Raw genomic sequence first — 12,398 nt, forward strand, 5'->3', positions numbered from 1 at the left:
GGGGAATTGACGACGGACCGGCACTGGGCCCAGAATCGGCCCAGAAGGGGAGTAGCTCCCAGACGTTGTCGCCGTCAATTCGAGCCAGCAGGCTCCGGTGCAACGGCAGTTCCGGCCGACCGGGACTGCGAGCGAGACCTTCGCCGTACGGCGAAGCTCTGTCCCTGGATCCCCTTTCGATCCTCCGTTGCAGATCCTCGCCGTCCGGCTTGGCATTCATCTCTCAACGGAAAACTCCCAATGCACTCGATCGGTAATGTCTGGTTGTGGGGCGGCTTCGCAGCGGTGGTGGTCATCGCGCTGCTGGTCGACCTCGTGCTCATGCGCCATGGCGGCCCGCACAAGGTCACCTTCAAGGAAGCCCTGTGGTGGTCCATCGGCTGGGTCGTGCTGGCCCTGCTGTTCAACGCCGGCCTCTGGTTCTATCTCAGTGAAACCGCCGGGCAGGCCGTGGCCAACAAGGTCGGTCTCGAGTTTCTGACCGGCTACCTGGTCGAAAAAGCCCTGGCCGTCGACAACATCTTCGTGTTCCTGATGATCATGGGCTATTTCGCCGTGCCCGAGGAACAGCGGCAGAAGGTGCTCATCATCGGCATCCTCGGCGCGATCGTGCTGCGGACCATCATGATCTTCGCCGGCAGCGTGCTGATCACCCAGTTCCACTGGCTGCTCTATGTGTTCGGCGCGTTCCTGCTGTTCACCGGCTGGAAGATGTGGTTCTCCGCCGGGCAGGAGCCCGACCTGGAGACCAACCCTGCCCTGCGCTGGATGCGCAGGCACCTGCGCCTGCTGCCCAACTACGAGGGCAACGCGATGAGCGTCAAGCGCGACGGGCAGCGCTGGTTCACCCCGCTGTTCGCGGTGCTGATCCTGATCGCGGTGACCGACGTGATCTTTGCCGTGGACAGCATCCCGGCGATCTTCGCGATCACCACCGACCCGTTCATCGTGCTGACCTCGAACGTGTTCGCAGTGCTGGGCCTGCGCGCGATGTTCTTCCTGCTGGCCGGCATGGCCGACCGCTTCCACCTGCTGCCCTACGGTCTGGCATTGGTCTTGGGCTTCATCGGCATCAAGATGATGATCATCGACCTGTTCAAGATCCCCACCCCGGTCTCGCTGGGTGTGGTCGCAGCGATCATCGCCACCACCGTGGTGCTGAGCCTGAAGTACCCGCCGAAGGACGCGACCAAGGCCGGATGATCACCGCCGCCGGGTCCGCGCGATCGGGCGGCGGGCAGGTCTGCTGTGGATTGTCCCGTTGGCGCCGGCCTTTCTCCCAGGGCCGGCGCCTTGCAATCGCCGTACGCACCGCCATAGCTGGGTAATGGACGCCAACGCACGCTTGCCGGTCGGAGACGCACCGACCCCACCACCGCTCACCGACCGCCGCCGGATCCTGCGCGCCTTCAACTGGAGCCTGGCCTCGGTGGTGCTGCTGGTGGGCATCTTCGCCCTGCAGGGCAGCTTCGACTGGCGCCCTTGGGCGGTGGCCCCGCTGGAGGCCGCCGGCCTGCTCGGGCTGATCGGTGCACCCTTGCTGCACGGCTCGGTGGAGCATGTGGCCGCCAACGGCGTGGCCCTGCTGATCCTGGGAACGCTGGCCGGCAGCGTCTACCCGAAAGCCACGGTACGCGCCCTGCCCCTGCTGTGGATCGGCTCCGGCATTGGCGCCTGGATGCTGGGTGACCCCGGCAGCCGTCACCTCGGCGCCAGCGGCGTCACCCACGGTCTGATGTTCATGCTGGCCAGCCTCGGCCTGCTGCGTCGCGACCGCGCGGCGATCGCCACCGGCCTGATCGGCATGCTGTTCTACGGCGGCATGCTGATGACCGTGCTGCCGCACACGCCCGGCGTGTCGTGGCAGTCGCACATGGGCGGCGCTTTCGCCGGCATCATCGCTGCGCTGTTGTTCCGCAACACCGACCCACGCGCACCACGGCCGCGTTACAGCTGGGAAGACGAGGACGAGCTGGCCGAACCGCTGCCCGACGACGAGCTCGAACCGCCCTCACCGGCGCGCGTACCGGTGCTATGGCAGCCGCGCGAGGGCAAGGATTACGTGGTGCTGCCATTCCGTCGCCCCGACGACCGCTGAGCCGCCACGCCGCAGCGCTCCGGTAGGTGACGACCGTTGGTCGTCACGGCTTCTGCGTACCGCGCCGCGCGCGATGCCCCTGCGGTAGGTGACGACCGTTGGTCGTCACGGCTTCTACGTGCCGCGCTGCGCGCGATGCCCCTCCGGTAGGTGACAACCGTTGGTCGTCACGGCTTCTGCCTGCCGCGCTGCGCGCGACGCCCTTCCGGTAGGTGACGACCGTTGGTCGTCACGGCTTCTGCGTGCCGCGCTGCGCGCGCGAGCCGACCATAGGGTCGGCTCTACCTGACAGATCCACGTTGGTCCGCGGGGTGCGTGGGTGATCAATCCACGGCGTGGCCGCTGCCGCCCTGCCCGTCCACGGCGCGCCGCCCCAAGGCAGGATCATCGGTAAAGAATGCGTCGATCCCCGTAGCCAGATACGCGCGGATCTCAGCCACCGAGCCCTCGGCATGGCGCACGTTGTCCGCCCCCTGCCTGAGGTTGGCGGCGATGAAACGGTTTTCCGGGCGGAACGTGTACGGAACCACCATCAGCCCTGCCGCATGCGCATCACGTACCAGCGCAGTCGGTGTACCCAGCGCACCGTGCGCATCCAGTGGAATGATCGAGCGCAGCTCCGGACCAATGCCATCGGCATACGTGGCGATCTGCTGCAGCCCGGCCGGGGTCATCATCTGCGCATAGGTCAGCGTGCCCCCCGCCTTGGCCACATCGGCCGGCCGTGCATCGCCCTTCCCCAGCAGCTGCAGCAGGCGGATGTTGCTGCCCGTGCCGATCCTGCCGCGCAGCGCGCGCAGGTTGGCGGTCTCGAACGACTGGATCGTCACCGGGCCGACATTGGTATACGGATTACCGCGGATCGCGGCCAACAGCTTGTCCTCCATCGGCAGGCCGATGGACTGGAAGTAGCTGGGATGCTTGATCTCCGGCACCAGGCCGATGCCACGGTTGGCACGGCCAGCCTGCTGCACCAGAAACCCGAGGATTTCGTCGAAGGTGGCGATGCGGAACTGGCCGTCATAGGCGGTGCCGCGCAATTCCGGCAGCCGCTCGCGCGCGTACAGCGTCTTCAGCTCGGCCACGGTGAAGTCTTCGGTGAACCAGCCTTCCACCTGCTGGCCATCGATCAACCTGCTGCGCCTGCGGTCGGCAAACTCGGCGCGGCTGGCCACATCGGTGGTGCCGCTGATCTCATTCTCGTGCCGCGCCACCAGCACACCGTCCTTGCTCATCACCAGGTCCGGCTCGATGTAGTCGGCGCCGTCGGCGATGGCCTGCGCGTAGGCGGCCAGGGTGTGTTCGGGCAGCAGCGCGCTGGCGCCGCGGTGCGCGTAGACCGCCGCCTTGGGCGGCATCGCGGTGGATGATTCAGCACTCATGGCCACCGATGGTGCCACGGCCAGCGACAACAGCAACGCACAACCCCACGACTTCACAGCAACCCCCGGCGATGTTGGATGCGGCAAGTATGCGACGGCACTATGACAGTGCAACGGCGGCGCATGCGCGTCCTTCGCTGGCGTCATTACTTCCCGATACAGAAGCTCGAAAAAATCCGTCCCAGCAGATCGTCCGCACTCATCTGCCCGGTGATCTCGCCCAGTGCATCATGCGCCAGCCGCAGCTCTTCGGCGGCCAGTTCCAGGTGCTCATGCACCAGCTCGGCATCGGCCCGCTGCGCATGCGCCTGCGCGCGTTCGATCGCATCCACGTGCCGGGTGCGCGCGGAGAACTCGCCTTCCACCTGCTCACCCGCACCGGCCGAGGCAATCGATCGCAGCCGCGCATGCAGCGCGTCCAACCCGGCACCGGTGGCCGCGGAGACAAACACGCGATCAGGGTCCTCGCCCACAGGTGCAACGTCGAGCAGGTCGCTCTTGTTGTGGATGTACAGCGTGTGCGGCACCGCATGCACGGAGGCACCAATGGCGGCTTCGCCGGCGGCAGGATCACGCGCGTCGAGCACGATCAAGGCGAGGTCGGTGCGCTCGATCTCCACACGCGCTCGGCGCATGCCTTCGCGTTCGATGGCATCGCCGCCATCGCGCAGCCCGGCGGTATCGACCAGGGTCAGCTCCAGCCCGTCGATGCGGATGGTTTCGCGCAGGGTGTCGCGGGTGGTGCCGGCGATGTCGGTGACGATCGCGCGCTCGCTGCCAGCCAGTGCATTGAGCAGGGAGCTCTTGCCCGCGTTCGGTGGGCCGATCAGCACGGCATGCAGGCCGTCGCGCAGCCGACGCCCGCGCTCGGCATCGCGGCGCAGCAGGTCGAGGTTGCCACGCGCCTGCTGCAGACCAAGACGCACCTGCTCGCCGCCGAGCGTGTCCAGCGGCTCGTCGGCAAAGTCGATGGCCGCTTCCACGTGCACGCGCAGCAGCACCAGCTGCTCGATGATCTCCTCGATGCGGCGTGAGAACACGCCGTCCAGCGAACGGCGGGCGGCACGCGCGGCGCGGTTGTCACCGGCAGCGATCAGGTCGGCGATGGCTTCGGCCTGGGCCAGGTCGAGCTTGCCGTTGAGGAAGGCGCGCTCGCTGAACTCGCCGGGCCGCGCCTGACGCGCACCGAGTGCAATGCAGCGCGCCACCAGCTGCTGCAGCACCACCGGGCTGCCGTGCCCCTGCAGTTCCACCACCTCTTCGCCGGTGAAGCTGTTGGGCGCCGGGAACCACAGCACGATGCCGTCGTCGATCACTTCATCATGGGCGTCGCGCAGACGGGCGTAATGCGCGTGGCGCGGACGCAGCACCGGTGCGCCCAGCAGGTGGGCAATGGCGGCGGCACGCGGGCCGGACAGGCGCAGCATGCCCACGCCGCCCGCGCCGGCGGCGGTAGCGATGGCAACGATGGTGTCGGTGGCAGTGGTATCCATGGCGGGCATTGTGCGGGCGACGGCCAGAACGAACAAACCCGCCATCAGGCGGGTCTGTTCGCAAACGCGCGACGCGGGGGCGCGGCGTCGGTTACTTCTTCGCGGCGGGGGTGGCCACGACCGGCTCACCGCCGTGACGCTTGGTCATCCACCACTGCTGCAGCAGACCCAGACCACCGTTGACCACCCAGTACAGCACCAGGCCGGACGGCATGAAGGCCATCATGACGCCGAACACCAGGGGCATCAGCTGCATCATCTTCTGCTGCATCGGGTCCATGCCCGGCGCCGGGGTCAGCTTCTGCGTGGCCCACATCACGGCGACGTTGATCACCGGCAGAATGAAGTACGGGTCACGCGCGGTCAGGTCCTGGATCCAGCCCAGCCACGGCGCCTGGCGCAGTTCCACCGACTCCACCAGCACCCAGTACAGGGCGAAGAAGATCGGCATCTGGATCAGGATCGGCAGGCAGCCGCCCATCGGGTTGATCTTTTCCTTCTTGTACAGCTCCATCATCGCGGTCTGGAACTTCTGGCGGTCATCGCCATAGCGTTCCTTCAACTGCGCGATGCGCGGCTGGAAGCGGCGCATCTTGGCGCCACTCTTGTACTGCACGGCCGACAGCGGGTACAGCACCAGCTTCAGCAGCACCACCAGGCCGACAATGGCCCAGCCCCAGTTGTTGACGACCTTGTGGACCTGGTTGAGCACCCAGAACAGGCCCTGGCCGATGATGGCCATGATCGAGAAGCGGCTGTAGTCGACCACACGGTCCAGACCCTTCACGTCTTCCTTGGCGATCTGGTTGACCAGCTTCGGGCCGACCCACAGGCGGGCTTCGCTGCTGACCGACTGGCCGGGTGCCACGTTGAAGGCCGGGCCGCGGGCCTCGATCTTGTCACGGCCGCTTTCCTGCGAAAGCACGTAGTGCGCGACCTGGTCGGCCTGCGGAATCCAGGCGGTGAAGAAGTGGTGCTGCAGCATCGCCAGCCAGCCGCCGGTGATGTTTCGGTTCAGCGCGCCATCGTCCAGGTAATCGGCGAACGCGCGGCGCTCATAGCCGTTTTCCGGGCTGAACCAGGTGGCGCCGTTGAAGCTGAAGGAATCCGGATTGGTCATGCTGCGCGACAGGATCGTCGGATGACGGTCCAGGGTGCGGTACACATAGCCGTTCCAGGCCGCAGCGCCGTTGTTGCGTACCACGTCCTGCACGCGGATGGCGTACTGGTTGCGCGAGAGCACCAGGGTGCGTTCGATCACCACGCCGTTGGGACCATTCCACACGAACGGGATCTTCAGCTCGTTCTGGCCGTCGGCCAGTTCGAACTGGCGCTGGTCACCGACCAGCTTGAAGCCATCGGCACCCGGCACCGGCACCGCCTTGTCTTCGCTGGCCCAGCCGCTGATGGCGCTGTACGGCGCCGCCGGATCTTCAGTCAGCAGACGCACCGGCGGGCTGCCGTCGTCCTTGGTCTGCGGGAACTGCAGCAGTTCGGCGTCGAGCACTCGGCCACCGTCGAGCACCAGACGCAGCACGTCGGTGGTCACGGTGACGCGCTGGGCGGCCGGGGTGGCGCTGGCCTGTACGGTGGCGGCGGCCGGGTCGACGGCCGCGCCCGGCACCGGGGCGCCGGGGACGCCACCCGGGGTGCTGCCCGGAACACTCTGCTGGGCTGCCGGAGCCGAGCTGGCGGTGGCGGCAGCCGGGGCGGCAGGCGCCTTTTCACGGCCCCACTCCATCCACAGCAATACGGCCACCATCAGCCAGGCAAAAATCAAAAATACGCGGGTCTGGTTCATCAGCAGGCAGGCTCAGCGGGGCCGGCAGGTGATGCCGGCTCGGTCAAAGTGGGAGTTGCGATGGCAACAGGCGGCGGCATTGTGCCGTCCGCAGCGGGCGCGGGCAATGCGCGCAGGCGCCGCAGCAGGCGCAGGAAGGCCTGGCGGACATCATCGTTGCTGGCCTGACGGGCAGCACTACGGACCACGACGACATAGTCGCCTGGTACAAGGTCGGCGCGGCAGTGACGCAGGGCATCGCGCAGCACGCGCTTGATCCGGTTACGCCCGACGGCGTGCGGATCGACCTTGCGGGAGACGGCCAGACCAAGCCTGGCCGGCCGTTCAACGGCCAGCCAGTGCAAGGTCATCAGCGGTTCGGACACACGGCGGGCGCCGTTGAAGACCGTAGAATATTCGGCACGCGTGCGAACCCGCGCAGAGCGAGGAAATCGCTTGCGCGGGTCGGCAGTACTCACTGTCAGATGGATTGCGTCTGCCGCGGGAAGCGGCATGGCAATCAGGCGCTCAGGACTTTGCGGCCCTTGGCGCGGCGACGCGACAGGATCTTGCGGCCGTCTGCGGTCTTCATACGGGCACGGAAGCCGTGGTCGCGCTTACGCTTGAGGTTGCTGGGCTGGAAGGTGCGCTTGGTGGCCATGTTGGGCCTCTCGTATGAGGTGGACGGAAAGAACCGGAAATTCTAGAGAGGTTGCCCCCCTCCCGTCAAGCCCTGCCTGCTACGCGATTTCATTCGGCTGTGCAACAGCTGTGGATGATTTTGTGAATAACTCCGGGACAAGCATTCCTCAGACCGCCGCTCGGTGGTAGTCTGAGCCATCCTTTTTCTCCCTTCCGGCCTGTCGGGACGGCGCTTGGCTGCGCCTGCCGCCGGGTCCAGGACATATTTTGCCGATGGATGCTTGGTCCCGTTGTCTTGAACGCCTTGAGGCGGAGTTCCCGCCCGAAGATGTTCACACCTGGTTGAAGCCACTGCAGGCCGATCTGCGCGCCGATGCGCTGATCCTGTATGCCCCGAATGCCTTCATTGTCGACCAGGTGCGCTCCCTGTACCTGCCGCGGATCCGCGAGCTGCTGACCCACTTCGCCGGTTTCGGCGACGTTTTTCTTGAAATCGGCTCGCGCCCGCGCCCGGTGGAGGCGCAGATCGCGCCACTTCTGCCGCCCGTCGCCACTGTGGCCGCAGAGCCACTGGTGCCGTTTGCCGGCAATCTGGACAACCACTACACCTTCGCCAACTTCGTTGAAGGCCGCAGCAACCAGCTGGGTCTGGCGGCCGCGTTCCAGGCGGCGCAGAAACCCGGTGACCGCGCGCACAACCCGCTGCTGCTGTACGGAGGCACCGGCCTGGGCAAGACCCACCTGATGTTCGCTGCCGGTAATGCGATGCGTCAGGCCAATCCGGCGGCGAAAGTGCTCTACCTGCGGTCGGAACAGTTCTTCAGTGCCATGATCCGGGCCCTGCAGGAAAAGACCATGGACCAGTTCAAGCGTCAGTTCCAGCAGGTGGATGCGCTGCTGATCGACGACATCCAGTTCTTTGCCGGCAAGGACCGTACCCAGGAAGAGTTCTTCCACACCTTCAACGCGCTGTTCGACGGCAAGCAGCAGATCATCCTGACCTGCGACCGGTACCCCCGCGAAGTGGAAGGCCTGGAAGCCCGGCTCAAGTCGCGTCTGGCCTGGGGCCTGTCGGTGGCGATCGAGCCGCCGGACTTCGAGACGCGCGCCGCGATCGTGCTGGCCAAGGCACGCGAACGGGGTGCCGAGATTCCTGATGATGTTGCGTTCCTGATCGCCAAGAAGATGCGCTCCAATGTGCGCGACCTCGAGGGCGCGCTGAATACCTTGACCGCCCGCGCCAACTTCACCGGCCGCGCGATCACCACCGAGTTCGCGCAGGAAACCCTGCGTGACCTGCTGCGCGCCCAGCAGCAGGCGATCAGCATTCCCAACATCCAGAAAACCGTGGCCGACTACTACGGGCTGCAGATCAAGGATCTGCTGTCCAAGCGCCGGACCCGTTCCCTGGCCCGCCCGCGCCAGGTCGCGATGGCCCTCACCAAGGAACTGACCGAACACAGCCTGCCGGAAATCGGCGATGCGTTCGCCGGCCGTGACCACACCACCGTGCTGCATGCCTGCCGTCAGATCCGGACGCTGATGGAAACCGACGGCAAGTTGCGGGAAGACTGGGACAAGCTCATCCGCAAGTTGAGCGAATGATGCACGCACGCCGTTGAGGCGTCATCGTATAAAACGGTGCAGAATCCTGGGGCAAGCGCGGGATTCTCTGTGGATAAAAATTCCATCTGCCTCGCAGAGAAATTTATCCACAGGTTTCCCCACCTGCTGAAGGGTAGTAACCCAGAGGGTTTCGATGGTAATAACCCTATTTATTTCAATAAGTTAGGGTTGTTTTCCAGCGATTCTGCCGCTACCAGCACCACCAAGCTTTTGATTTATTCCACATCTTTTAAAGCATAGGGGCACGAAACCAGATGCGTTTCACACTGCAGCGCGAAGCCTTTCTCAAACCCTTGGCACAAGTCGTCAATGTGGTCGAACGCCGCCAGACCCTGCCGGTTCTGGCCAACTTCCTCGTCCAGGTGCAGAACGGCCAGCTTTCGCTGACCGGTACCGACCTGGAAGTGGAAATGGTGTCGCGGATCGCAGTCGAAGATGCCCAGGATGGCGAAACCACGATCCCGGCACGCAAGCTGTTCGAGATCATCCGTGCCCTGCCGGACGGCAGCCGCATCACCGTTTCGCAGACCGGCGAGAAGATCACGGTGCAGGCTGGGCGCAGTCGTTTCACGCTGGCTACCCTGCCCGCCAATGACTTCCCGTCGGTCGACGAAGTCGAAGCCACCGAGCGCGTGGTCATCGGCGAAGCCACGCTGAAGGAGCTGATCGAACGCACAGCGTTCGCGATGGCCCAGCAGGACGTGCGCTATTACCTCAACGGTCTGCTGTTTGACCTTCGTGGCGATGCCCTGCGTACCGTGGCAACCGACGGCCATCGGCTTGGCCTGTGCGAGACCGAGCTGGAGAAGCCGAGCGGTTCCAAGCGCCAGATCATCGTGCCCCGTAAGGGCGTGACCGAGCTGCAGCGCCTGCTGGAGAGCGGCGATCGCGAGATCGAGCTGGAAGTTGGCCGCAGCCACGTGCGGGTCAAGCGCGATGATGTGACCTTCACTTCCAAGTTGATCGATGGCCGTTTCCCCGATTACGAAGCGGTGATTCCGATTGGTGCCGATCGCGAGGTGAAGGTGGATCGCGAGGCGCTGCGCGCGTCCCTGCAGCGCGCAGCCATCCTGTCCAACGAGAAGTACCGCGGCATCCGCGTGGAAGTCTCGCCGGGCAACCTGAAGATCAGCGCCCACAATCCTGAGCAGGAAGAAGCGCAGGAAGAAATCGAAGCGGACACCGAGGTCAACGACCTGGCCATCGGCTTCAACGTGAACTATCTGCTTGATGCACTCTCGGCGCTGCGCGATGAGCACGTCATCATCCAGCTGCGTGATTCGAACTCTTCGGCCCTGGTACGCGAAGCCAGCAACGAGAAGTCGCGCCACGTAGTGATGCCGCTGCGTCTGTGACATCAGGTTCCACGTGGAACAGAAAAACGCCCGGATGCCCGGGCGTTTTTTTTTGTTTGTTCCACGTGGAGCACGCATCGACGGGAAGCGAAGTCGCCGGGGTACACCCGACGTACGTTGCAGGCGTCCGGATGCTTGAGGGTTGCGCGCGTATATCCAGGCCGGAGGACGTGAGTCGTCTGCGGTATCGCGTGATTTCTGCCGGTAGAGGTACCTGCGGTTTGACGACTATCCACATGTCTTCCGCGCGACGTTTTGAAGGCTTCCAAGCTTTTAAATCTGTATATAAATCTAAAGCTTGGTGGTGATGGTAGAGCCAGATTTCGTGGAAAACGGGATCAAGTCATTGAAATGTATAGGGTTTATAGCCTCGAAACCCCCTTCGTAAGTGGGCCTCAGCTTGGGGGGAATCCTGTGGATAGAATTCCATCTGCAAAAAACGATGAAATTTATCCACAGATTGCCCAGTGCTTGTGTATAAGTAATACAGTCGATCTGTGCATAGATGCACCCGCGCTTGCGAATTCCTTTAAATCTGAAAGCACGCCAAGTGCACGGCTCGCCAGATTGGAAGGAAATGCAGCCTATCGCCCGCTCTTTTACGGGCAGCAGCGTGTGAGGGGCGAGGAGGTTCCACGTTTTTTTGTGGATTCTGCTGGCTGTATGGTGTGGCTGCGCACCAGATTTGAAGAAAAACGCTGCCTTTTGCCGGCGCATGGAACCGAGGCCACCTCGCCAAGTTGTCGACCGCGACGAGATCCTGCAGAGGGAGTTGATCAATGCGCTAAGCTGATCGGCTCTGTCCCCTGCTCGACCAGGCTTCTACCGCATGCAGATCTGCCGACTCACGCTTCACCAGTTGCGTCGCTTCGATGCGGTCGAACTGTTGCCGCAGGCCGGCGTGAATCTGTTGACGGGTGACAACGGCGCGGGCAAGACCACCGTGCTGGAAGCGCTGCACGTCATGGCCTACGGGCGCAGCTTTCGCGGACGCGTTCGCGATGGGCTGATCCGGCAAGGCCAGGAAGCGCTGGAGATCTTTGTCGAATGGGACCAGAAGCGCGAGGGGCTGGATGACCAGCGGCGTCGCGCCGGCCTGCGCCACTCGGGTCAGGCGTGGAACGGCCGTCTCGACGGTGAAGATGTCACCCAGCTGGGTAACCTGTGCGCTGCACTGGCGGTGGTGACATTCGAGCCGGGCAGCCATGCCCTGGTCAGCGGCGGTGGCGAACCACGTCGACGCTTTCTGGATTGGGGATTGTTCCACGTGGAACCCGACTTCCTCGGTCTGTGGCGGCGCTACTCACGCGCGCTGAAGCAGCGCAACGCCCTGCTCAAACAGGGGGGACCGCCGCGGATGCTCGATACCTGGGACCACGAACTGGCAGAATCGGGCGAACCGCTGACACGGCGCCGGATGGCATACCTCGAACGCCTGCAGGAGCGGACCATCACGCTCGCGGCAGAACTGGCACCTCAGTTGGGCATCCACAGCATGGTGCTTTCGCCCGGTTGGCGTAGGCACGATGTTTCACTGGCGGACGCGCTGCTGCTGGCGCGCGAGCGTGATCGGCAGGCCGGCTACACCTCGGTGGGCCCGCACCGTGCGGACTGGAGCGTTGGCTTTGATGCCATTCCGGGTCGAGAGGCGCTCTCCCGCGGCCAAGCCAAGCTCACTGCGCTGGCCTGCCTGCTCGCCCAGGCCGAGGACTATGCAATGCAACGGCAGCAATGGCCCGTCATTGCCTTGGACGACCTGTCCTCCGAGCTGGACCGCACTCACCAGGCGCGGGTGCTTGAACGCCTTCTCGCAGGCCCGGCACAGATTTTCATCACCGCTACCGAAACGCCGGCAGCGTTGGCGGGCCGCACCGATATCAACCGGTTCCACGTGGAACATGCACAGGTCGTGGCTGTGCCATAGTGCTGACGAGGGCCCAGCGGTCCCGGCTGGTATAATTCAGTCTGCAACCCCTTTTACTCGGCGCACCCACGTGGTGCCCGACCTGCGGAGCCTACGGC

Annotated in this window: 10 protein-coding genes; 5 read left to right on the plus strand and 5 right to left on the minus strand. The window is 64.6% G+C overall.

Features of this window, described 5'->3' with window-relative positions; translation table 11 throughout:
- The first annotated feature begins 240 nt into the window (after positions 1–240).
- Both RZA67_RS00210 and RZA67_RS00215 read left to right on the plus strand, forming a co-directional pair.
- Positions 241–1,203 carry a TerC family protein gene (locus tag RZA67_RS00210; RefSeq protein WP_317210511.1) on the plus strand — a complete coding sequence of 321 codons (963 nt, stop codon included), beginning with the start codon at positions 241–243 and terminating at the stop codon, positions 1,201–1,203.
- Positions 1,204–1,327: 124 nt separating this feature from the next.
- On the plus strand, positions 1,328–2,098 hold the full coding sequence (locus RZA67_RS00215; RefSeq protein WP_317210512.1) for a rhomboid family intramembrane serine protease: 771 nt from the start codon (positions 1,328–1,330) through the stop codon (positions 2,096–2,098).
- 323 nt (positions 2,099–2,421) lie between these two features.
- Here the strand turns inward: RZA67_RS00215 and RZA67_RS00220 are convergent, their stop codons facing one another.
- From RZA67_RS00220 to rpmH, 5 genes are all read right to left on the minus strand, one after another.
- Positions 2,422–3,537 carry a glycerophosphodiester phosphodiesterase gene (locus RZA67_RS00220; RefSeq protein ID WP_317210513.1) on the minus strand — a complete coding sequence of 372 codons (1,116 nt, stop codon included), beginning with the start codon at positions 3,535–3,537 and terminating at the stop codon, positions 2,422–2,424.
- Between the two features lie 89 nt (positions 3,538–3,626).
- Positions 3,627–4,973 (minus strand): tRNA uridine-5-carboxymethylaminomethyl(34) synthesis GTPase MnmE, encoded by a 1,347-nt coding sequence (mnmE, locus tag RZA67_RS00225; RefSeq protein ID WP_317210514.1) that lies wholly within the window; start codon positions 4,971–4,973, stop codon positions 3,627–3,629.
- 91 nt (positions 4,974–5,064) lie between these two features.
- Positions 5,065–6,774, minus strand: a complete 1,710-nt coding sequence (gene yidC / locus RZA67_RS00230) for a membrane protein insertase YidC (RefSeq protein ID WP_317210515.1) — start codon at positions 6,772–6,774, stop codon at positions 5,065–5,067.
- Entirely contained in the window at positions 6,774–7,268 is a 495-nt protein-coding gene (gene rnpA, locus RZA67_RS00235) for a ribonuclease P protein component (RefSeq protein WP_317210516.1), read from the minus strand. The genes yidC and rnpA overlap by 1 nt, the downstream gene beginning before the upstream one ends.
- A 5-nt stretch (positions 7,269–7,273) precedes the next feature.
- Entirely contained in the window at positions 7,274–7,414 is a 141-nt protein-coding gene (rpmH, locus tag RZA67_RS00240; protein ID WP_006404565.1) for a 50S ribosomal protein L34, read from the minus strand.
- A 254-nt stretch (positions 7,415–7,668) separates the two neighbouring features.
- On the opposite strand from rpmH, the gene dnaA reads away from it, so the two are divergent.
- The 3 genes from dnaA (at position 7,669) to recF (ending at position 12,300) form a co-directional block, all read left to right on the plus strand.
- Positions 7,669–9,000 carry a chromosomal replication initiator protein DnaA gene (gene dnaA / locus RZA67_RS00245; RefSeq protein ID WP_317210517.1) on the plus strand — a complete coding sequence of 444 codons (1,332 nt, stop codon included), beginning with the start codon at positions 7,669–7,671 and terminating at the stop codon, positions 8,998–9,000.
- A 275-nt stretch (positions 9,001–9,275) separates the two neighbouring features.
- A complete protein-coding gene (gene dnaN, locus RZA67_RS00250) occupies positions 9,276–10,376 on the plus strand; it encodes a DNA polymerase III subunit beta (RefSeq protein ID WP_317210518.1) in 1,101 nt (366 codons plus the stop codon).
- An 829-nt stretch (positions 10,377–11,205) separates the two neighbouring features.
- Positions 11,206–12,300 carry a DNA replication/repair protein RecF gene (recF, locus tag RZA67_RS00255; protein ID WP_317210519.1) on the plus strand — a complete coding sequence of 365 codons (1,095 nt, stop codon included), beginning with the start codon at positions 11,206–11,208 and terminating at the stop codon, positions 12,298–12,300.
- Positions 12,301–12,398 lie beyond the last annotated feature (98 nt).

The sequence above is a fragment of the Stenotrophomonas sp. C3(2023) genome (assembly GCF_032911385.1).
Classification (GTDB): domain Bacteria; phylum Pseudomonadota; class Gammaproteobacteria; order Xanthomonadales; family Xanthomonadaceae; genus Stenotrophomonas.